20 protein-coding genes are annotated in these 23,630 nt (G+C 35.1%); all 20 read right to left on the reverse strand.

All coding sequences use genetic code 11. The annotated features are described in order from the left end of the window. Window positions 1–42: 42 nt before the first annotated feature. Window positions 43–1,932 (reverse strand): S-layer homology domain-containing protein, encoded by a 1,890-nt coding sequence (locus HVS_RS11040; protein WP_101302318.1) that lies wholly within the window; start codon window positions 1,930–1,932, stop codon window positions 43–45. Window positions 1,933–1,957: 25 nt separating this feature from the next. Continuing rightward, window positions 1,958–3,298: a WD40/YVTN/BNR-like repeat-containing protein gene (locus HVS_RS11045; protein ID WP_101302320.1), complete on the reverse strand. Its 1,341-nt coding sequence runs from the start codon at window positions 3,296–3,298 to the stop codon at window positions 1,958–1,960. 163 nt (window positions 3,299–3,461) lie between these two features. Beyond that, window positions 3,462–3,887 (reverse strand): DUF2935 domain-containing protein, encoded by a 426-nt coding sequence (locus HVS_RS11050; protein WP_101302322.1) that lies wholly within the window; start codon window positions 3,885–3,887, stop codon window positions 3,462–3,464. 181 nt (window positions 3,888–4,068) lie between these two features. Then, window positions 4,069–6,702 carry a pyruvate, phosphate dikinase gene (gene ppdK, locus HVS_RS11055; protein WP_101302324.1) on the reverse strand — a complete coding sequence of 878 codons (2,634 nt, stop codon included), beginning with the start codon at window positions 6,700–6,702 and terminating at the stop codon, window positions 4,069–4,071. Window positions 6,703–6,968: 266 nt separating this feature from the next. Next, window positions 6,969–8,357, reverse strand: coding sequence for a glycine--tRNA ligase (locus HVS_RS11060; RefSeq protein ID WP_101302326.1), 1,389 nt, complete (start codon window positions 8,355–8,357; stop codon window positions 6,969–6,971). Window positions 8,358–8,437: 80 nt separating this feature from the next. After that, entirely contained in the window at window positions 8,438–9,682 is a 1,245-nt protein-coding gene (gene coaBC, locus HVS_RS11065) for a bifunctional phosphopantothenoylcysteine decarboxylase/phosphopantothenate--cysteine ligase CoaBC (RefSeq protein WP_101302329.1), read from the reverse strand. Window positions 9,683–9,721: 39 nt separating this feature from the next. After that, complete coding sequence (gene rpoZ, locus HVS_RS11070; protein WP_169926556.1) at window positions 9,722–9,928, reverse strand: DNA-directed RNA polymerase subunit omega; 207 nt, start codon at window positions 9,926–9,928, stop codon at window positions 9,722–9,724. A gap of 175 nt (window positions 9,929–10,103) precedes the next feature. After that, a complete protein-coding gene (remA, locus tag HVS_RS11075; protein WP_101302333.1) occupies window positions 10,104–10,373 on the reverse strand; it encodes an extracellular matrix/biofilm regulator RemA in 270 nt (89 codons plus the stop codon). 26 nt (window positions 10,374–10,399) lie between these two features. Then, the gene (locus tag HVS_RS11080; RefSeq protein ID WP_101302335.1) at window positions 10,400–11,278 is read right to left on the reverse strand and encodes a YicC/YloC family endoribonuclease; all 879 of its coding nucleotides are present in this window, start codon (window positions 11,276–11,278) and stop codon (window positions 10,400–10,402) included. 227 nt (window positions 11,279–11,505) lie between these two features. Continuing rightward, entirely contained in the window at window positions 11,506–11,877 is a 372-nt protein-coding gene (locus HVS_RS11085; RefSeq protein ID WP_101302337.1) for a response regulator, read from the reverse strand. Then, window positions 11,870–12,616, reverse strand: a complete 747-nt coding sequence (locus HVS_RS11090) for a 16S rRNA (uracil(1498)-N(3))-methyltransferase (protein ID WP_101302339.1) — start codon at window positions 12,614–12,616, stop codon at window positions 11,870–11,872. The genes HVS_RS11085 and HVS_RS11090 overlap by 8 nt, the downstream gene beginning before the upstream one ends. Beyond that, a complete protein-coding gene (gene prmA / locus HVS_RS11095) occupies window positions 12,598–13,539 on the reverse strand; it encodes a 50S ribosomal protein L11 methyltransferase (protein WP_101302341.1) in 942 nt (313 codons plus the stop codon). The genes HVS_RS11090 and prmA overlap by 19 nt, the downstream gene beginning before the upstream one ends. Window positions 13,540–13,569: 30 nt before the next feature. Next, window positions 13,570–14,718, reverse strand: coding sequence for a molecular chaperone DnaJ (dnaJ, locus tag HVS_RS11100; RefSeq protein ID WP_101302343.1), 1,149 nt, complete (start codon window positions 14,716–14,718; stop codon window positions 13,570–13,572). 89 nt (window positions 14,719–14,807) lie between these two features. Continuing rightward, entirely contained in the window at window positions 14,808–16,667 is a 1,860-nt protein-coding gene (gene dnaK, locus HVS_RS11105) for a molecular chaperone DnaK (protein WP_101302345.1), read from the reverse strand. Between the two features lie 37 nt (window positions 16,668–16,704). Continuing rightward, the gene (gene grpE, locus HVS_RS11110) at window positions 16,705–17,340 is read right to left on the reverse strand and encodes a nucleotide exchange factor GrpE (RefSeq protein ID WP_101302347.1); all 636 of its coding nucleotides are present in this window, start codon (window positions 17,338–17,340) and stop codon (window positions 16,705–16,707) included. A gap of 33 nt (window positions 17,341–17,373) precedes the next feature. Continuing rightward, a complete protein-coding gene (gene hrcA, locus HVS_RS11115) occupies window positions 17,374–18,429 on the reverse strand; it encodes a heat-inducible transcriptional repressor HrcA (protein WP_101302349.1) in 1,056 nt (351 codons plus the stop codon). 103 nt (window positions 18,430–18,532) lie between these two features. Further along, entirely contained in the window at window positions 18,533–19,669 is a 1,137-nt protein-coding gene (gene hemW, locus HVS_RS11120; protein WP_101302352.1) for a radical SAM family heme chaperone HemW, read from the reverse strand. 32 nt (window positions 19,670–19,701) lie between these two features. Then, on the reverse strand, window positions 19,702–21,513 hold the full coding sequence (gene lepA, locus HVS_RS11125; protein WP_101302354.1) for a translation elongation factor 4: 1,812 nt from the start codon (window positions 21,511–21,513) through the stop codon (window positions 19,702–19,704). A gap of 34 nt (window positions 21,514–21,547) precedes the next feature. Next, entirely contained in the window at window positions 21,548–21,877 is a 330-nt protein-coding gene (locus HVS_RS11130) for a hypothetical protein (RefSeq protein WP_101302357.1), read from the reverse strand. Window positions 21,878–21,976: 99 nt separating this feature from the next. Beyond that, window positions 21,977–23,221 carry a stage II sporulation protein P gene (gene spoIIP / locus HVS_RS11135; protein ID WP_101302359.1) on the reverse strand — a complete coding sequence of 415 codons (1,245 nt, stop codon included), beginning with the start codon at window positions 23,219–23,221 and terminating at the stop codon, window positions 21,977–21,979. Window positions 23,222–23,630: the final 409 nt, after the last annotated feature.

Here is a 23,630-nt window from a genome sequence, read left to right on the forward strand (position 1 = left end):
CAATTTTTTTATTAATGCAACGGTATTTTTAATTTTTTAAATTTAAATATAATATATTTTGTATATTATAGCAGCCAATTCAGCTCTTGTAGCATTTCCAAGGGGATTTATTATATTCCCGCTGCCTACTACTATACCCTTTTTAACCAGTGTAGCAACTCCTTCAACAGCATAAGATGCAATTTTATCCTTGTCAGAAAACTTAGATATATCAGACTCATTACCGGTATCTGAAATTTTGCCTGCAATTTTTAAAGCATTAGCCGTAAGTACCATCATATCCTGTCTGGTTATTTTTTTCAAAGGCTTAAACATATTGTTTCCAACACCGGAGGTGATCCCTAGTTCCTTGGCCATGCCAACATATTCATAGTAATAACTTTCAGGTGAAACATCACTAAAATTAGATTCAAATTCACAGTATAACCCTAAAGATTTTATCAAAAGAATAATAAAATCAGCTCTTTTTATGTCTTCTCCAGGAGCAAATGTAGTTTCAGACATCCCGCTTATTACTCCTTTAGAAGCAAGAACTTCTATCTGATTTTTAGCCCATGAATATGAACTTATATCATCAAATGTCTTATAATTATAGGCAACTGCAAACTTACCAAAATTATTAGTCATAAATTCAACTGCGCCAACCGGGTAAGTCTGATACTTGCCGCTTGTAACAGGCATTATCCCGCCGGTACCTTTATTGATATGCCATACCACAATAAACTCATAGTTTTCCGGTTCTTCCAACGGCATATAAGGTATTGAAACTTTTATGGGTATAAGAGGGCTATTCCACTGAATCAATTCTCCATCAGCCATTATATCAATTTCAACAACAGGTCTTATACCTATTTTATTTTTTATATCTTCATCCAATCCTTCCAAATCAGATGTTTTGATGGAAAAAGAAACAGTGGCACTATTTATAATCTTATCAGAAACTCCTTTTTGACTAAAAAAGTTTGACGGCATTTCTATGTTTCCAAATTCTGTGGTAATTAAAATTTTGTGAACTAAATCATTATATGATAATAAATCCGTAGGAATCTCTATAACATATGATTTGGCACCTAAAACCCTTTCAACATTTAAAACAAGCTTTTTAATTCCTTCTTCTGTTTTTGCATTGTTAAAGGCTTCCATTATATCTTTTATCTCTGCCGTAACACTTGCCTCCCCTGTGCTGTTATCCAGTTTTGGAGCTAATGGCAAAATCTCACCTTCAGGCTCTGTAGTTGGCTTTAAAGAAGGTTCAGAAGTTGGATCTAAAGAAGGAGTTGCCGTCGGTTCCTGGGGAGTTGGATCCGGGGTAGGTTCCGGTGTAATCTCTGATGTGGGAATTTCTAACTTATTTATTTCCTGAATAGCCCCTATAACTTCATAATCTTTTATATGCTTTCCTTCCCAATCAAATAGAACAGTCCCGTCTATGCCTCCGGGGAGTCTTTCATTTGTAAGTTTAATTTCTGTCTTTTCTTTTTTTAATATTTTAAATCCTGTTTCAAACAAAATACCGGTTTCTTTTACCTGTCCCTTTTCCTGATACTCTGGTAAATTTATATATATCCTGCCTATTGCAATTAAACCTGTATCCTTATCATTTGATAAAACAGGAAGGGGAAGAAACCTAGAGTCAGTTATCAAATCACCTGTAACAATAACTGAAGAAGTACTTCCTGTATCAGGATTTACCACTTCAACAACATCAGGGTCATAGCTTATATTTATCTGATAACCTGCTAATTTTTTTATGTTATTCACCCTGGCTGTTACCTTTATAATTTCACCCACTTCAGCTTCTGTCTTATCAAATTCCAGTATCAGATTTGACTCATTATCAGCACTGACAAAAGTTAATGTAAAAGTCCAGACGGTTAGCATTAATACTACTAAAAATACTGCAATAACATTGGGATTTATGGCTTTTTTCATAAGTTTTTCCTCCTTGGAATTTTTCTTATTTTTTCTTGATTTTTCTTACAAAATGCATAATTATAAAAGTCAATATAATAACTATTGTAAGCCTTATAATAACTTCAATTATTTTTTTTAATAAATCTTTTTGAAGCTGCCGGATATCTTTTTCCTCTCTGTCTTTATTTACATTTTCCCCTGCATCACTTATATCATCCCTTGGCTTTTCAACAGTTACCGGCACTTCTAATGTCTTTTCGTCATAAAACACTTTAATTTTTGACTTGCCTTCATTTAAAGCTTTTATCACATTCCCCTTTTCTAATCTTATTACATTTTCATCAGAGACTTCCCACTCTATATATCGGGTAATATCCAAATTCATATTAAAGGGAAATTCCATTAAAACCTGGAAAGATTTCTCTTCATTTTCTAAAAGGGTATACTGTTTTTCCCCTGCAGTTAATTTAGTCAGGTTTTCCCAATCCTCCCCGTTTTCAGATACTACAATGATCCCATCCTTCCCAACTCCTACCAGCATGTCTCCATCTGTAGAAAGTGACATTATGCACTTTTTGGTAACTTCCATTTCCTCCGTCCATGTTGTTCCATCCACTGAAAACATAATAATTCCGTCCTGGCCTGCTGCTATAAATTTATCCTTATACCACAAAATACTGTTTAAATTTTTATCAGTAAGTTCTTTATCTGCAACTTCCAGGTGGTCACTATATTCCCAGCTCACCCCGTCTTCAGATGTCAAAATGCTCATTTTATTCCCCACTATCAGGTATTCCTTACCATTCCACACAACATCATTAAAAGCTATATCTGAGTGGTCTATATTTATTTGTTCCCATGAAATACCGTCATCTGAAGATAAAATAATCTTGTCCTCCCCAACTACTAAAAAAATCCCGTTAACCCACTTTACCTTTTTAAGTACCTCCATAGTAGCCATCCTTATTCTTGACCATCTTATTCCATCCGGTGATACAAGTATCTTCCCCATATCACCCACTGCTATAAATTTGTCCCCATTGCCCTCTATTCCATATATATCAGATGATATACCAGAATCCCTTTTAGTCCAGTTTTTCCCGTCTTCTGAAGTAAATATTACACCCTCTTCACCTGCCGCAACAAACTTATTCAGCCCCCATGTTACCCCATACAGGTTTTTGTCACTGCCTACACTGCCTAAAGACCAGTCCAGCCCATCACGAGAGGTTATAACACTCCCCTTCTCCCCTACTGCAACATAATACTCCCCGTTAAATGCAATATCATAAAATTGAGGAGCTTTATCAGCATTTTCTGCAAAAACAAATACACAATTTAATAATAACGCCATTAATACAAAGAAGTAGAATATCCTTTTCATATATTTTTCCTCCAAAGCTTTTATAAAAATTTAAAAATGCCTATAGCAATATAGTATTATAAATAGCACCAATACTCAATAGTTTAGCAAAAAACAAAAAAAGCAGCTTACGCCACTTAAAAAAATCTATATAAAAAATTTCACAAAATATTTATAAATGTTATTAAAAACAGTGTAAAGAAGCTTTTGCGATACCGATAAAATATTCAGATTCCCGCCTGATATGGTTAATTACAGCCACTGCTATTTCATTACATCTTACCGCTTCACTTTCTGCAACAAGCAGGTTTAGAAAAACTACAAAACTTAAACTTTGATTAAGGGCAAAAATAGTAAATTTTCTAATGCTTTGGTATAAAACAGGAGAAATCATTCCCTTGCATCTGATAACCTCTTCAATGTAGCGCACTGCAGTTGCCGCTGTTTTGGAAAGGTTTAATTCCCAATTTTTAAGTTTTTCTTCAAAATCCCTTTCTAAATTGGGTACAATCTGGCGGATTACAATGGTATGCTCACTTTCCTGACGCTTCCACAGTTCTATTTCATCTAAAATTCTTAGCGGAGTTTTGTCCCCGTAAAAATACCGCATACAACACCTCTCCCATCTGATAGTTTATTTAGAATCACTTTAATATCTTATTCAAAAGGAATAGAAAGGTGATAGACTTTAGGTTGTATGCCATATTTATATAAGTCATGTATATAACAATAAAAAAAACAAGGATGTTGCTGCATTTTGCAACAACATCCTTGTCTTTTATTTATAATTCTTATTTACTGTTCTTTTCCCTTATAACAGCCTGAGCTGCTGCAAGTCTTGCTATAGGCACTCTGAACGGTGAACATGAAACGTATTGTAAACCTGCTCTGTGGCAGAATTCAACAGAGGAAGGATCCCCACCATGCTCTCCGCAAATACCTAATTTAATATCAGGTCTTGTTTGCTTTCCAAGTTTAACTGCTGTTTCAACAAGTTTTCCTACACCTTTTTGGTCAATTCTTTCAAATGGGTCAAATTCGTATATCTTGTTTCTATAGTAGTCATCTAAGAATTTAGCAGCATCATCACGGCTAAATCCAAAGGTCATTTGTGTCAGGTCATTTGTACCAAAGGAGAAGAATTCTGCTTCTTTTGCTATCTCGTCTGCTGTAATAGCTGCCCTTGGAATTTCTATCATTGTACCAACCTGATATTTTAAGTCTACTCCTTCTTTTTCTATAATTTCATTTGCAGTGTTAACAACTACATCTTTAACATATTTCAACTCTTTAACTTCACCAACTAAAGGAATCATAATTTCAGGTACAACATTCATACCTTTTTTGTTTACATTTATAGCTGCTTCTATAATAGCCCTGGTCTGCATTTCAGCTATTTCTGGATAAGTAACAGCCAAACGGCATCCTCTGTGACCCATCATTGGGTTAAACTCATGAAGTTCATTTATTATTCCCTTTAATTCGTCAAAAGAAATACCCATTTCTTTTGCAAGTTTTTCTATATCGCTGTCTTCTTGTGGAAGGAACTCATGCAGCGGTGGATCCAATAACCTTATTGTCACAGGACATCCTTCCATTGCTTCGAAAAGTGCTTCAAAGTCACCTCTTTGCATTGGAAGAAGTTTGTCTAAAGCTTTTCTTCTCTGCTCTTCTGTTCTTGAAACAATCATTTCCCTCATTGCAGGAATTCTGTCTGCTTCAAAGAACATATGCTCTGTACGGCAAAGTCCGATACCTTCAGCACCAAACTTTCTTGCCTGAGTAGCATCTGCAGGATTATCCGCATTTGTCCTTACTTTTAATTGTCTGATTTCGTCTGCCCATTCCATAAGAGTAGCAAAGTATCCTGTCATTTCAGGCTCTACTGTTGGAAGTTTCTCTCCATAAACATTACCTGTTGAACCATCAAGGGAAATCCAGTCTCCTTCATGATATTTATTGCCATTTTTGTCAGTAAAGTATTTTTCTTCTTCATTTATTCTTATCTCACCACAACCTGCTACACAGCAAGTACCCATACCTCTTGCCACAACAGCTGCGTGAGATGTCATTCCTCCGCGTGCTGTAAGTATTCCCGTTGATACATGCATACCTTCAATATCTTCAGGAGATGTTTCAAGCCTTACAAGAATTATGTTTTTCTCACCATTTTTATGTGCATTAACAGCAGACTCTGCATCAAAATATACTTTTCCTGTAGCTGCCCCTGGAGATGCTGGAAGTCCTTTAGCCACTGGAGTCGCATTCTTTAATGCATTTGGCTCAAAATTAGGATGCAGCAAGGTATCTAACTGCTTTGGATCAACCTGCATAACAGCTTCTTCTTTGGAAATCATATTTTCTTCCACAAGTTCAACTGCTATTCTCAATGCAGCTGTCGCTGTTCTCTTACCACTTCTTGTCTGGAGCATGAAAAGCTTTCCTCTTTCAATGGTAAACTCCATATCCTGCATGTCCCTATAGTGTTTTTCAAGCTTTTCAGCAATCTCTACAAACTGATTGTATACATCGGGCATTACTTCTTTTAATTGTTCTAACGGCTGTGGAGTTCTGATACCTGCAACAACGTCTTCACCCTGTGCATTCATCAAAAACTCACCATAAAGCTTTTTCTCACCTGTGGATGGGTTTCTTGTAAATGCAACACCTGTACCGGAATCTTCACCCATGTTTCCGTATACCATTTCCTGCACGTTTACTGCAGTACCCCAATCCCCCGGTATATCATTTAGCCTTCTATATACTATAGCTCTTGGGTTGTCCCATGAACGGAATACAGCCTTTATAGCTTCCATTAACTGAACTTTTGGATCCTGTGGGAAATCAAATCCCTTTTCATTTTTAAATAACTCTTTGTATTTTTTAACAATTTCTTTTAAGTTTTCAGCTGTTAAATCTGTATCAAGTGTAATACCATTTTGTTCTTTAACCCCGTCAAAAATTTCATCAAACTTGGACTTATCAATTTCCATTACCACTTCGCCAAACATTTGGATAAATCTTCTATAGCTGTCATATGCAAATCTTTCGTTATTAGTAAGCTTTGCCAATCCTTCAGCAACTTCATCATTAAGACCAAGATTTAGTATTGTATCCATCATACCCGGCATGGATGCTCTTGCACCAGAACGTACTGAAACAAGTAGAGGGTTGTTTGGATCACCGAATTTTTTCCCAACTATTTCTTCAGTTTTTGCCATTGTAGCATATATTTCTTCTTCAATTTCCTTTGCAATTACTTTACCATCGTCGTAATACCTTGTACATGCTTCTGTGGTTACTGTAAAACCTCTTGGTACAGGAAGACCTAAGCTGGTCATCTCAGCAAGATTCGCTCCCTTACCGCCAAGAAGCTCTCTCATTGATGCATTGCCCTCGCTAAAAAGATATACGTATTTTGCCATATAAAAAACCTCCTATTATATATTTTTTCTGTTTAGAAAAGTGCCCCTTTTATTTTCAGATGAAGAACAGCCTCATCTAAAGTTTCTTAAACTTATAAGCTTTTATTTCTTAAGCTGGAGCTAAATATATTTAGCACATAGAACTTTATAAAATATACATCTTACAATAAGAATAATTTCCCACAGCCCATATAATTATAACATATAAAAATAATATTTCACTATTTTTTTTAATTTAAAAAAGTTTTTTGTCATTTACAAAGTCTTTAAAAGTCAAATTTGCTGCTAAAATACTCATTTAATTCATCTATTTTTATTCTTACCTGCTCCATTGTATCCCTGTCCCTTATTGTTACACTTGCATCTTCCTGGGAATCAAAATCATATGTCAGGCAGTATGGTGTTCCAATCTCATCCTGTCTTCTGTATCTTTTACCAATACTTCCGGTTTCATCGTATTGGCATACATATTTTTTGGAAAGCATCTCATAAACTTTCCATGCCTCCTCTCCCAGCTTTTTGGAAAGGGGGAGAACTGCAATTTTTACAGGTGCAAGAACAGGATGAAATCTTAAAACAACCCTTACATCCCCGTCTTCTAACTCTTCCTCATCATATGCTTCACATAAGAATGTAAGGAAAGCCCTGTCTACTCCTACCGATGGTTCAACACAATAAGGTATGTATTTTTCATTTGTTGTTGGGTCAAAATAGGACAAATCTTCTTTAGAATGCTCACTGTGCTGCTTTAAATCATAATCTGTCCTATCTGCAATTCCCCAAAGTTCGCCCCAGCCAAACGGGAATTTGTATTCAATATCTGTAGTAGCTTTACTGTAATGGGATAATTCTTCTTTACTATGATCCCGCATTTTAAGGTTTTCTTCTTTAATTCCCAAACTTACAAGCCAATTATAGCAAAAGTCCTTCCAATACTCAAACCATTTAAGGTCTTCACCCGGCTCACAGAAAAATTCCAGTTCCATCTGTTCAAATTCCCTGGTCCTGAATATAAAATTACGCGGTGTTATTTCATTTCTAAAGGATTTTCCAATCTGGCCTATTCCAAAGGGAATCTTCTTTCTTGTTGTTCTTTGAACATTTTTAAAGTTCACAAATATTCCCTGGGCTGTTTCCGGTCTTAAATATAATTCAGATTGTGAATCTTCAGTCACTCCCTGGAATGTTTTGAACATAAGATTAAACTTTCTTATGTCTGTAAAATTACTTGAACCGCACTTTGGGCATTTTACTGAATTCTCTTTAATATACTGCATAAGCTGCTGGTTTTCCCAACCATCTACATTGACGCTAACATTATTAGCCTTATTCCATTCCTCGATTAATTCATCAGCCCTGTGACGGGTTTTACAATCCCTGCAGTCAATTAAAGGGTCACTGAATCCTCCCACATGACCTGAAGCCACCCAAACTTGTGGATTCATCAATATGGCACAGTCTACACCTACATTGTATGGATTTTCCTGTATGAATTTACGCCACCAGGCATTTTTTATGTTGTTTTTTAGCTCAACACCCAAAGGCCCATAATCCCAGGCATTTGCCAGTCCTCCATATATATCTGAACCTGGATAGACAAATCCTCTATTTTTAGCCAGTGCCACTATTTTTTCCATGGTTTTCTTTACTTCCATATACAAATACCTCCTTAATACAATCAGCAACAATGTCTTATTGTGTAAATTTATATTAAAACACCAAGGTAAGTTAAGATTTAACACCCCTTGGTGCTTCTTATTAATAATATTTCATCTAAAATAACATCAGCAACTTTTGTTTTATCCATTATAGGAAAGCTCTTTATATATTCTTTTCCTTTTATAATTTTTACAATATTGGTGTCGGTGGAAAATCCTGCCCCCTCTTGTGTTACATCATTGGCAACTATCATATCCATGTTTTTAGATTGAAGTTTTTCAAGTGCATTTTTCTCTACATCATCAGTCTCAGCACTAAACCCTACTAAAATTCTATTGTCTTTTACTTTACCTAATTCTTTTGCTATATCAGGATTTTTTACAAGCTTAATGGTCATTTCCTCCTGGGATTTTTTTATTTTCTTTTGTGAAATTTCCTCACATCTGTAATCAGCCACAGCTGCCACCATTACTAAAACATCATAATCTTTATAACTCTCCATAACTTTTTGGTACATTTCCCGGGCACTTATTACATTTTCCACTTCTGCCCCGGAAGGTACAGGGATATTTACAGGTCCTGATACAATTTTTACCTTTGCACCCCTTTTTAATGCGCATTCTGCAATAGCATATCCCATTTTACCTGAAGAACGGTTTGTTATGTACCTGACAGGGTCAATGGCTTCTCTGGTTGGACCTGCAGTAACTAAAATACTTAAATCTTTTAAATCCTTTTTTACATTGGTATTTTTAAGCTCATTTATACCGGCATTTTCAGATTCAAAAAAATCAACTATGAATTTTACAATATCAGAAGGCTCTGGCAAACGGCCTTTACCTTTTGTCCCGCATGCCATAAGACCTGATGCCGGCTCCATAAATACATAGCCAAGATTTTTTAGCTTCTCTATATTAGATTGGACAATTGGATTTTCATACATATTGTGATTCATTGCAGGCACAAAAATAACAGGTACCCGGGTTGCCATTATAGTTGTAGAAAGCATGTCGTCGGCAATACCCCCCGCAACTTTTCCTATAATATTGGCAGTTGCAGGCACCACAACAATAAAATCCGCTTTGTTGGCAAGGGAAATATGCCCTATATCCCAATATTGAGGTTCATCAAACATCCCTATTGTCACAGGATTATTAGATATAGATCTGAATGTAAGAGAATCAACAAATTCAGCAGCATTCTTTGTCATTATAACATTTACATCTAAACCAAGTTTTTTTAACCTGCTCACAACTTCAACAGCTTTATATGCCGCTATACCACCGCAAACTCCAACAACTGCAGTCTTCCCTTTGAGCACAGTTTCAGCTCCTCCCCGTAATAAAACATACTATTATAACTATTTTATCCCGCTCTTTGTCCTGATGTATGTAATCTTCCCTTCATCAATCTCATTAATAGCAACAGAAACAGCTTTATCAGACTCACATTCTGTAAGCTTTGGAGCGCCATCTGTCAGCTGTCTGGCTCTTTTTGCAGCCGCTACCACCAATGTATATCTGCTGTCCACTTTTTCAAGCAATGAACCTATTGGCGGATCAATCATTGTCTTGTTTTTTTTCATAATGCTCTCACATCTCCTTCCCTCATATTAACAAAAATAGAAATATAAACATATACAAAATACAGCACAAAAAGCTATGGTAAATTCTATTTAAGCTTAAAATTTACCTCTTTTTAAAGAAAGAGACTTTTAAATTTAACTGTGGGATTGAGTAGGTTTACTCATCAATATCTTCATCCGCTACTTCTGCATCTTTAGCATTTAATCTGTGAGCAACTGTCTCCGGTTGGACTGCAGATAATATAATATGGTCACTGTCAGTTATTATAACTGCTCTTGTCCTGCGTCCGTAAGTAGCATCTACAAGCATTCCCCTATCCCGTGCTTCCTGTATTATCCTCTTTATAGGTGCTGATTCAGGACTAACAATTGCTACAAGCCTGTTAGCAGAAACAATATTTCCAAAACCTATATTTATTAATTTCATCGATACTCCTCCCGTTACCCGTGTTACTACTCTATATTTTGTGTTTGTTCCCTTATTTTTTCCAACTCGCTTTTTATTTCTATAACTTTTTTTGATACAAATAAATCATTTGCCTTTGAGCCAATTGTATTTGCCTCCCTGTTCATCTCCTGAACTAAAAAATCAAGCTTTCTTCCAATGGGCACATCCATTTCTAATGTATCCCTAAACTGACAAACATGGCTTTTTAAGCGCACAAGCTCTTCATCAATATTGCACCTGTCAGCAAAAATAGCAATTTCCATCATCATTCTATTCTCATCAACTACCTGCTGTCCTAACAATTCTTTTATTCTGTTTTCTAATCTATACTTATATTCTTTCACAATTTCCGGGCATCTTATGCTTATTTCATTAATAATATTTTCAATTAAAAATGTCCTTTCAACTAAATCAGCCTTTAATCCCTCTCCCTCAGCCCTTCTCATATCAATTAATGTTTTTAGGGCATCATCCAGTGCTTTTGATAAAAGTTCCCAAAGCTCTTCTTCGTCTTGCTCTGCTTTCTCAACTTTAATAACCTCCGGAAACTTTGCAATGAGGGATACAGTTATATCATCCTTTAGTTCGTATTTATCCCTTAAAAGCTCCATACTCCTTATGTATGCTTTTACAAGCCCTTCATCTATCAGTATGCTTTTAGATTCCTCTGAAAAATCATCAAAGCTTACGTAAATATCTGCTTTTCCCCTTGATATAACTTTTCCTACTCTTTCTCTTATCTTATCTTCTAAAAATGAAATTTGCCGTGGAATCTTTATATATAAATCACAATATCTATGGTTAACTGTTTTTATTTCAACTAAGAATTCCTTACCATCCCCCTGGGACCTTCCCCGGCCAAAACCTGTCATACTATGAACCATTTTTTTCATCCTTTTCTATATGGACTTAATACCAGGGTATGTTTATGCATAGATATATTTATGCATAAGTATACCTATGCACAGGCACAGCTGTACATAGACATACCCAAAATAATATTTGCCTATGTCTTTAGATATTTATAAATTCCAAAATATATACGTATTTTTTCAATACGTATTATAACACAACCTTTTTAAAGCTGCAAACAAAATAAAAATACTATAAATTATCCTTCGATAACATTTTTTATTGCCTGTAAAACCCTGGATTTTTCAAAAGGCTTGACAACAAAATCTTTAGCTCCCATCTTTATAGCTTCAACGACCATGGATTGCTGTCCCATTGCTGAAACCATTATTATCCCGGTGTGCGGACTGTATTTTAGTATTTCCTTTATAGCAGATATCCCGTCCATCTCCGGCATTGTAATGTCTAGTGTTATAATATCTGGTTTGTGTATTTTCACCTGCTCAATGGCTTCATAACCATTAGAGCCCTCTCCGACTACCTTGTAGCCTTCCACTTCTTCTATCATTTTCTTTAAAAGAGTACGCATAAATACAGCATCATCAACAACAACAAATCTTAGTTCAGACATAACCCACATCTCCTAATTCATACATTAGTATTGATAAAACAACAATTCCAGCCGTTTCTGTCCTAAGTATTCTTGGTCCTAAAGAAATGATATTAAAATCGTTTTTAAGTGCTAATTCTATTTCCTTTTCGCAAAATCCTCCTTCCGGTCCTATAAAAATATATATATCTTTATTATTTGACTTTTCCTTTAAAATCCCCTTTATTCCTTGAGATTTTTCCTTCTCATAGGGCAATATTTTTAAAGCGTCTCCTGGTAGTGTCTCTACTACATCTTTAAAGTTTACCGGATATCCTACTTCAGGTACAATTCCTCTGTTGCATTGTTTTGCTGCTTCCATGGAAATCCTGTTCCATCTTTCATGCTTCTTTTTGTAATTATCCTTTGAAATTTTCACAATTGTCCTTTCCGTAACAACAGGAACTATTTTGTTTACACCTAATTCCACTCCTTTTTGTATTATATAATCCATTTTGTCAGATTTAGGTATGCCTTGGAAAAGAATTGTGTTTACAGGCGGTTCTGAAATATTTTTATAAGAACTGATAATTTTTGTCTCAACCTTATGTGAATGTATTTCATGTATCTCAACATTATAATCAGTTCCCAGCCCGTCTGATACTATTATATTATCTCCGTTCTTTAATCTCAATACTTTTTTTATGTGAATAACATCTTCACCTGTTATGGTAATTAAATCAGATGAGATGTTTTCACTTTTTACAAAGAATTTGGACATCTGAACACAATCGCCACCCATTCTCCTTGTTCTAGCACTTCTTCTAAGGTAAATGCTTTTTTCCTGTACTCATCTATTACTTCCTGTTTTCTTTCTTTAATAATACCCGATGTAATAAAAATCCCTCCTTCTTTTAAATAAAAAGGTATATCAGAAGAAAGTCCTGTTATTACATCGGCAATAATGTTGGCCACTATTAAATCTGATTTTATTTTTTCTATATCAGTTAACACGCCTTTTACAGCATGGACATTTTCAACTTTATTTATTATAGAATTTTCTTTTGTAATTTTTACTGCCACTTCATCTATATCAAGGGCTGTAACATGGGATGCACCTAATTTAGAAGCAATTATTGATAAAATCCCGCTTCCACATCCCACATCAATAACCCTGTCTCCCTTATTTGTATATTTTTCCAGCAGCATTGCACACATACTTGTAGTTTCATGGGTACCTGTTCCAAAAGCCATACCTGGGTCAAGCTCAATAACTATTTCATCATCTTTTTTATAATAAACTTCCCAGGACGGCTTTATTACCATTTTGTCTGAAATATGAAAGGGTTTATAATACTTTTTCCACGATGTACTCCAATCCTCTTCATCAACCTCAAAGTATCCTGCAAAACCTTCACCTGTATCAAGAAATTTTTTTATAAAAAGTAATTTTTCATTTATTAAATCCACAATTTTAGAAATGTCTTTTTCCTGTGAAAAATAAGATTTAATCACCACAGTATTTCCCAAAGTATTTATAAATTCTTCATCTGCATAGTCCAAAGAATCTTTTTTTAAAATTTCCCTTTTTATTTCATTGGGATCTTCAATGGAAGAACCTGCAGCACCTATGGAAGATAGCATCTCACATATTGCATCCTGTGCTTCTTCAGTTGTCTTTATTATAACTTCGTACCATTTCATTGTTTTTCCTCCAAACAGCATCTTTAAACACTACATACCCAATGCATTTTTCATTTTATCAAAAAAACTCTTCCTCTGCTCATGAACTTCATCCCCGATTAACTCCGCAAACTCCCTTAATACGCTTTTTTGCTTTTCATTAAGTTTTCTGGGCACCTCAACATTTACAGTAAAATATTGATCTCCCTTTATATTTGTTCTTAAATTAGGTGCTCCTTTTCCTTTTAGTCTAAACCTTGTACCTGTTTGAGTCCCTTCAGGTATAACAAACTTTTCTTTTCCGTAAACAGTAGGTACTTCTATTTCTGCCCCCAGTGCTGCCTGTGTAAAAGTGATGGGTATTTCACAAAATATATTATTCCCTTCACGGGTAAATATTGGATGGGGTTTTACCCTGATGGTAAAATAAATATCCCCCGCAGGTCCTCCATTAGAACCAGGCTCTCCTGCACCCCTTAGTGGAATAACCTGACCATCTGAAATTCCCGCCGGTACTTTTATTTTTATTTTTGCGCTCTTTTTCACCCTTCCCCTTCCATTACACTCACTACAGGGGTTTGTAATAATCTTTCCTTCCCCGTGACAGGCATCACAGGTTTTAATGTTCACAAACTGCCCAAAGGGAGTTCTTTGCTTGTATTGAACCTGTCCTGCTCCTCCACACTGCTGACATGTCGAAGGTTTGCTTCCAGGCTTTGAACCACTTCCATCACATTTTGAGCATACATGCATTTTATTTATAGGAATTTCTTTTTCAACTCCAAATATCGACTCTTCAAAAGACAATTCCATCTCAAAATGTAAATCAGTCCCTTTTTGGGGACCTCTTCTTGTTGATCTGGTTCTTCCTCCAAACATTGAACTTCCAAAAAATGTTTCAAATATATCTCCAAAATCAAAATCAGTAAAGCCGCCGCTAAAACCACCGCCAAACCCGCTAAACCCGCCTGCATCGCTAAATGCATGGCCAAACTGGTCATATTGGGCTCTCTTTTGGGGATCACTTAATACCTCATACGCTTCTGCAGCTTCTTTAAATTTAGCTTCGGCAGTTTTGTCATTGGGATTCATATCAGGGTGATACATTTTTGCCAATCTTCTATATGCTTTTTTTATCTCTGCTTCCGATGCATTCCTATCAACCCCTAAAACTTCATAGTAATCCCTTTTCTGAGCCATCCAATCAACTCCTCCGAATTAATCCTTCCTTCATCATATATAATCCAAGTTATTTTCATAACTTGGATTATATATGTACTAAAGACTGTTTACTTTTTCTCATCTTCATCATCTACAACTTCATAGTCTGCTTCGTACACATTTTCCTGTCCGCCTCCGGCATCCCCGCTTTCTCCTGCGCTTCCTCCCATACCAGCATCTTGCTGAGCTCCCTGGGGATTTTGCTGATATATTTTCTGGGATATTTCATAAAAGGCTTTTTGTAAACTTTCAGTCGCATTTTTGATGGCGTCAGTATCGTCACCTTTTAATGCCTCTTTTACTTTTTCAATCTCACCCTGAATCTTTGATTTTTCTTCACTGCTTATTTTATCACCTAAATCATTTAGGACTTTTTCTGACTGAAACACCATGGAATCTGCATTATTCCTAATCTCAACAGCTTCTTTTCTCTTTTTGTCCTCTTCTTCAAATTTCTGCGCTTCTTTAATGGCTCTGTCTATTTCTTCCTCAGAAAGGTTGGTACTTGCTGTAATGGTAACTTTTTGCTCTTTTCCGGTACCTTTGTCTTTTGCTGAAACATTAACAATACCATTGGCATCTATGTCAAATGTTACTTCAATTTGAGGCACTCCCCTTGGTGCCGGTGGAATACCGTCTAAGTTAAACTCACCTAGGAGTTTGTTGTCTGCAGCCATTTGCCTTTCACCTTGGAATACCCTTATAGTTACCGCTGTCTGACCGTCTGCAGCTGTTGAGAAAATCTGGCTCTTCTTAGTTGGTATTGTAGTGTTTCTTTCAATAAGTTTTGTAAATACCCCGCCATATGTTTCAATACCTAAAGACAGCGGTGTAACGTCTAATAAAAGCAAGTCTTTTACATCGCCGGTAAGTACACCTGCCTGAATGGCAGCTCCTATAGCAACACATTCATCCGGGTTTATTCCTTTGAAAGGTTCTTTTCCAAAATATTTTTTAACTGCCTCCTGAACTGCAGGTATTCTTGTAGAACCTCCCACCAAAAGTATTTTATCTATTTCATTTGCCTCAAGACCGGCGTCACTCATCGCCCTTTTTAATGGTTCCATAGTTTTTTCAACTAAATCAGCAGTTATTTCTTCAAATTTAGCTCTTGTCAAAGTAGCATCTAAATGCTTTGGTCCTGTGGAATCCGCTGTAATAAACGGAAGATTGATATTAGTTGTCGTAACTCCTGAAAGCTCTATTTTTGCTTTTTCAGCTGCTTCCTTAAGCCTTTGCATTGCCATTTTATCCTGTGATAAATCAATACCTGTATCCGCCTTAAAAGTATCTATTAAATATTTTATTATTCTGTCGTCAAAATCGTCTCCCCCAAGCTTGTTATTACCACTTGTAGCCAATACCTCAAATACACCGTCTCCTATTTCTAATATGGAAACATCAAAAGTTCCTCCCCCTAGGTCAAATACCAGTATTTTCTGATCCTTTTCCTTATCCAGCCCGTAAGCTAAAGCTGCAGCAGTTGGCTCATTTATTATCCTCAACACTTCTAATCCGGCTATCTTTCCTGCGTCCTTGGTAGCCTGTCTTTGTGAGTCACTAAAATAAGCCGGTACTGTAATAACAGCTTTAGTTACCTTTGTACCTAAATAACTTTCTGCATCTGCTTTTATTTTTTGTAAAATCATTGCAGATATTTCCTGGGGTGTATAACTTTTATCATCTATAGTTATTTTTCTATCGGTACCCATGTCTCTTTTTACAGACATAATAGTTCTGTCAGGATTTGTTATAGCCTGCCTTTTAGCTACCTGCCCCACCAATCTTTCATTTGTCTTGGAAAAAGCAACAACGGATGCTGTTGTCCTGCTTCCTTCTGAATTTGGAATGACGACAGGTTCTCCTCCTTCCATAACAGCTACACATGAGTTGGTAGTTCCTAAATCTATTCCAATTACTTTCGACATAAACTGTATCCTCCTTCTATAGTAGTATTGAGTAAATTTAGTTGGCAACTTTAACCATGCTATACCTTATTATTTTATCTTTACATCTATAGCCCTTTTGCAATTCTTCAACAATTATATTTTCACCATAAGATTCATCTTCCACATGCATAACAGCATTATGCTTGTTTGGATCGAAGGTACTTCCCACACCTTCTATCTCAGTAACTTCAAGTTTTCCTAATACTTCTTTAAACTGCTTATAAATTAAATTAATACCTTCTTCTAATGTATTAGAATCTGCTCCTTTATTTAAGGCATCAACAGCCCTTTCAATATTATCTATAACAGGCAAAAAAGCCTTTACTACATCTATCAAGGCACTGTCATATATTTCACTTTTTTCCTTTGCAGTTCTCTTTTTGTAATTGTCAAACTCTGCAGCTACTCTTTGAAACATATTTACATATTCTTCACACTGCTTTGATTTTTCATCAAGTTCAGCCTTTAACCGGTGAACTTCCTTATCTAAATTATCATTATCTGATTTATCACAGGCGGTAGAATCTTCTTTAACTGATTCTTTTACAGTTTCTTCAACTGTTTCTTCTGCCTTTTCTAAAGTTTCTTCTAAATTTGTTTCATTGTTTTTTACTTCTTCATTTTTGTCATACAGCTCTTTGTCTTTAGCCATTTAAATACCCGCACCTCCCTATATTAAGATTTTTTAAATTTTTTCTTCACCTTCTCCAATTAACTTCTTAATTTCTTCACTTGCCCTTTTCCTCATATAATTCATAGCTGCCAGTACCTTTGAATATTCCATACGCGTAGGACCAATTACTCCTAATGTCCCTACCACTACATTCCCTAAGGAGTATGTGGTGGTAACAAGGCTGCAGTCTTTCATCTCTACAATTTTATTCTCTTCTCCAATGGTAACTGTAATATAGTCCCCCTGCCTATTAACATTATTAAGAATCTTTCTTAATACATCTTTAGCAGCCATGAGATTTAAAAATTCCCTTGCCCTTACAACATCGCTAAACTCCGGATAATTAAGCATATTGATTGTGCCATCAAGATAAATTTCAGGACAATCAATTTGATTTATACAGTCAACCACTCCGTTTAACACAGGATGTAAAACACTTCTTTCATTTCCCAAAAGCAGCTCTATTTCTTTTATAACAGAGGCATTTATACTATCTATGGTAAGTCCTTTTAACTTATCGTTAAATATGTTGGAAACAGTTGTTAAATGCTCCGGCAGAACTGTTTCAGGAATATTTATCAAACTATTTTTTATAATCCCTGCATTTGCTAAAACCACAATAAGAGCCTTTCCCTTTTCTACAGGCACCACCTGCACAGTTTTTAATATGCTGTTTTGTTTTCCTGGAGTTGCAGCCATGGATGTGTATTTGGTAATTTGCGACATAACGCCGGATGCCTGCTTTAACAGCTGGCTTAATTCATTTATCTGAGTTTCCATGGCATCTTCTATACTGTACATCTCTTCTACGGTAAGCTCACTGGACTCCATAAGCTGATCAACATAAAAACGGTACCCTTTATCTGAAGGAATCCTGCCGGCTGAAGTATGGGGCTGAGTTAAATATCCCATTTCTTCTAAATCAGCCATTTCATTCCTTATGGTAGCAGAACTCAAACCAAGCCCGTGTTTTCTCGCAAGTGTTCTTGACCCAACAGGCTCTGCAGTATTGATGTAATCATCTATAATGGCATGCAATATGCTTTTTTTCCTCTCGTCCAAAAACATTTGCATCTCTCCTTTGTTAGCACTCTGTTTAGTTGAGTGCTAATTCTATTTTAAAAATACCACCCTAATTTTCTTTTGTCAAGATGTTTTATAATTTATACCATTATAAAAATTCCATAAACACTTGATTTGCCAAGTCCAAACCTGAAGATGTAAGTTTTAGCCTGCCGTCTTCTATTTTAATAAGATTTCTCTTTATAAGGCTTTCTATCTCTTTATTATATACCTCAAATATTCCCATTTTAAACTTGTTTTCAAAATCTTCCAAAGAGATACCTTCTGTAAGCCTAAGACCTAATATCATATATTCTGAAATGCTGTCTTCTTTTTGTATCAACTGTTCATTCTCTATAACTGGTATATTTTTATTCATTCTATCTATATATTTATCTAAATCTACTATATTATTATATCTTATATTGTCAAAATAGGAATGGGAACCCGCCCCTATTCCTATATATTCTAAGCATTTCCAATACACAAGATTGTGCCTGCATTTAAAACCTTCTTTAGAAAAATTGGATATCTCATAGTGGTGGTATTTTTCTCTGCCAAGTTTTTCTATTGCCATCCAATACATCTTTCTGTCCCATTCGTCACTAACCGGGGTTATTTCACCTCTATTAAGTTTGTCCCCAAACACTGTGCCATCTTCAATTTTAAGGCTATAACAAGACAAATGAGGAATGTTGCATTTTATTACATATTCCAGTGTTTCATCCCAATCCTCTAAAGTCTGCCAGGGTATTCCAAAAATAAGGTCTGTATTGATATTTTTAAAACCTACCTTTAGCGCCAGTTTATATCCTATGTCAAACTCTTCCAGTTCATGAACCCTTCCCAGTTCTTTTAAAAGGTTTTTCTGGACTGCCTGAAGACCGATGCTAAGCCTATTAATCCCGCTTTTTATATATGCATCAAGTTTCTCCTCCGAAAGTGTTCCAGGATTAGACTCAATTGTTGCTTCTAAGTCTATATCTACATCAAAATTTTCATTTAATAATGACATTAATTTATATATATTATTTGGGTCAACTACAGAAGGTGTTCCCCCGCCAATAAAAACAGTACTTATTTTGTAATCCTTTAGTTTTTTTTCATATTGCATTAATTCCTTTTCTAATGCATTAAAATATGCAGGAATAAGTTCATCCCTGCACGGAAAAGAATTAAAATCACAATAAAAACATTTTGACTTACAAAAAGGTATATGAATATATAAACTAACGCTTCTTTTCATCTCTTACACCACTTCTGTTAAAGCCTGTCATTTTAAGTATCCAGTTTGAGAACACTCATAAATGCCTCCTGGGGCACTTCCACGCTTCCTACCTGACGCATTCTCTTTTTACCTTCTTTTTGCTTTTCTAAAAGTTTCTTTTTACGGGTAATGTCCCCGCCGTAACATTTAGCCAAAACATCTTTCCTGTATGCTTTTACAGTTTCCCTTGCAATTATCTTACCACCTATACATGCCTGTATAGGTATTTCAAACTGCTGCCTTGGAATTGTTTCTTTTAATTTTTCTGCAATTCTCCTTCCCCTTGAATATGCCTTGTCTTTGTGAACTATAAAGGAAAGGGCGTCTACAATTTCACCGTTTAACATAATGTCAAGTTTTACAAGGTCTGACTTTTTATATCCTATTAAATCATAATCCAATGAAGCATAGCCCCTTGTCCTTGATTTTAGTGCATCAAAGAAATCATATATTATTTCATTTAAAGGTATCTCATATGTGAGCATCACTCTATTGTCGTCTATATAAGACATATCTTTATAAATTCCTCTTCTCTCCTGGGAAAGTTCCATAATATTTCCCACAAATTCTGAAGGTGACATGATGGAAGCCTTGACAATTGGCTCTTCCATATAGTCAATTTCCGTCAAAGGAGGCATGTTTGTTGGATTATCAATATCAAGTACTTCACCGTTTTTCTTCTTTACCTTGTAGACAACGCTAGGAGCTGTGGTAACTAAGTCAAAATCAAATTCACGCTCTAATCTCTCCTGGATAATCTCCATATGTAAAAGTCCTAAAAAACCACATCTGAATCCAAAACCTAATGCAACCGATGTTTCAGGTTCAAATATAAGAGATGCATCATTTAATTGAAGTTTTTCTAACGCCTCTCTTAAATCCCCGTATTCTGAGCCGTCAGCAGGGTAGATACCGCAAAACACCATAGGGTTGACTTTCTTATAACCCGGTAAAGGATTGGTTGCAGGATTGTCCAATAATGTAATGGTATCCCCCACCCTTGTATCTTTTACATTTTTAATATTTGCCACAACATAGCCTACTTCACCGGCTATTAAAGAATCACATGGTGCCATACCCCCAGGCTTTAAATAGCCTAATTCAGTCACAATAAAATCTTTACCGGTATTCATCATTTTTATTTTATCGCCTACTTTAATAGTTCCTTCTTTTAGCCTGATATACACAATTACACCTTTGTAGCTGTCATAAAAAGAATCAAAAATCAATGCCCTTAAAGGCTTATCCGGACTTTCAGCAGGAGAAGGCACTTTTTTAACAACCTGCTCTAATACATCTTCTATATTTATTCCATTCTTTGCAGATATTAAAGGAATATCAGAAGTATCAAGTCCTATTACCTCTTCTATTTCCTTTTTCACAAAATCAGGTCTTGCACTCGGTAAATCAATTTTATTTATTACAGGAATTATTTCTAAATCATGTTCTAATGCAAGATAAACATTTGCTAATGTTTGCGCCTCTATCCCCTGGGCAGCGTCAACTACAAGAATTGCACCTTCACATGCTGCAAGGCTTCTTGATACTTCATAATTAAAATCCACATGCCCTGGCGTATCAATAAGGTTTAATATATATTCCTCCCCGTCTTTTGCCTTGTATAACATTCTTACCGCCTGGGCTTTTATTGTAATACCTCTTTCCTTTTCTATATCCATATTATCTAATATTTGGTCTTCCATCTCCCTTTGACTTAAAACGCCTGTAATCTCTAACATTCTGTCTGCAAGTGTGGATTTACCATGATCAATATGTGCAATTATGCAAAAATTTCTAATTTTATCTTGTCTTACATTTGACATTTATTCATCCTCCTGATGTTTTAGGAAGTATAAATTAAAATTTTAAATACCGACATACTATTATAGCATAACAAATAACAAGTGAACAGGAAATATTTAGCCATTCTAAAAGTTTGTTAAAATCTTCTTTTATATAATTAATGTTAAGATACAGGTCTTTATTAAAAATTTTAATAAGATAGCATCCGTCTCCTGTTTTTTTAACGGCAAAAAGTTTAATCCCGTTTTCACCATTCATCAACGCATTTATAGAATAGTCCACTGTAAGAATACCTGTAATAATTATAATAAAACATAATAAAGATATGAATATGCATTTTTTCCGTGCAATTCTCAGAGCCCTGTACTTTTCTAACCTTTTCATCCTCACACCGGCTTTTCTTATGTATTTTTAAGTATTATTCTGAAGTTACAGTAATTCTGTAATAACAGTATATTATAATAGTATTATCACCAAATAGAATTAGTTTAAAACTTCATTAATTACTTCAGCAAGGTATTTTGTACTCTCTAAGCACTCACTTATTAAATTGCCATCCCCTCCTATTTCAACTATTAAGGCACCTTTGGATAAATGCTGGTTGTATCTGTTCTTACTTATATAAATAGGTCTTGTAAGCCCCGGGTATCTTTCATCTAGCATACTTTGAAGGGTTATAGCCAGCTTTAAATTTTCCCTCCATTCAGGATGTTCTAAGCCTGTAGCATTAGTTCCCACCACAAACATTATTTTGGCAGCTTTTTTCCCGTCTATTTCAGTTACCGTACGCAGTTTTTTCCCGTCCATCCCGTCCCTGTGAATATCTATAACAATTTGTATAGAAGGATAGCTGGTTAAAATATTTGAGGCTGTATTTAAAGATCTTCCATATGCACCTGTATCACTTGGATAGTTATGTACCGTAGAATTATGTATAACTTCAATATTATATTTTTTCCTTAAAATCTGTGCCAGTTCTTCCCCCACTCTGACAACATTATTTGTAGCATCTGTAGTCCTGTTTGGAATACCGCTTTGTTCTAATTGTTCTAATTCTGTTATGAAGCTTTCTGTTGTGTGGGTATGATAAATCAATACTTTCGGTCCTTTTTTATGAGAATTCAGTTTTAAAGGTGTTTCCATTATCTTTTCAACATCTATATGAAAATCCGTTTCATAATTATTAATTGCTATATCTCCTATAGTTACTGCATTTTTTTCAGAGTCACCCTTGTTGTCATTTTCATCTTCCTCTGAATTATAAGTTATGCTGCTTTCTATATTGGGAAAATCATTTTCCCTTTCATTCTCATCTATGTCTAAATCAGCAATGTACACATACGGTTCATAGGTTTCACCTTGGTTTAAATAAGCATTATACCCGTTTATGTAAAAGCTGTGAAAATACGGGGACTGGGCATTTAGCACAGTTATAGGGTATCCTAAATCAAAATGAAATATAGTTTTTATAATGCTTCTCAATTGCCCGGAAAATGAAAGACTAATACTTCCGCTATTGTATATGGTTTCAATGACAGGTAAGGTAATGTTTAATGTACTTCTGAATGTTTCAACATCCACCCTTTCAATATTTTCATTTTCTGAATTATAAAAAAAATCCCCAAAAATTATACCTGTTTTAATTGCTAATAAAAATGCAATAAATAAAAGGATGGATTTTTTTACAACAGAAAGCGTTCCCAACCGTATCTTTGCTTTTTCTGCCATTTTTTCTCCTCCGTTACTCATAAAATATTTTCTTTAGGCTTTTGGTTAAATTAATTTTTATTAAATTAATTTTTATCAGTAAAATATATTCTTTTTAAAAATAAATTATTCTAGGACTAAAATAGGACCAAAATTTTAGAATTCTAGGACTTGATTTGTAAAAAGAAAAGTTATATAATGATAATACGCCTTTGAGGAATATGTCAACACAGTGTTTCAAGTCTTGACTTTCTTAATTTTTAATTGCAACAAACTGTTTATATCCTTTTAATTTTATGTCGGTTAGTAACTATTATAGTCGTTTGCTTTAACTGTGTGTCAATCTGTAATACAATAGTTTTATCTCGGTTTAAACTCTGTAGTAATTCCATTATTAAATTCCATAAATCTATAACATATCATTTAAAGG

The sequence above is a fragment of the Acetivibrio saccincola genome (genome assembly GCF_002844395.1).
GTDB classification, from domain to species: domain Bacteria; phylum Bacillota; class Clostridia; order Acetivibrionales; family Acetivibrionaceae; genus Herbivorax; species Herbivorax saccincola.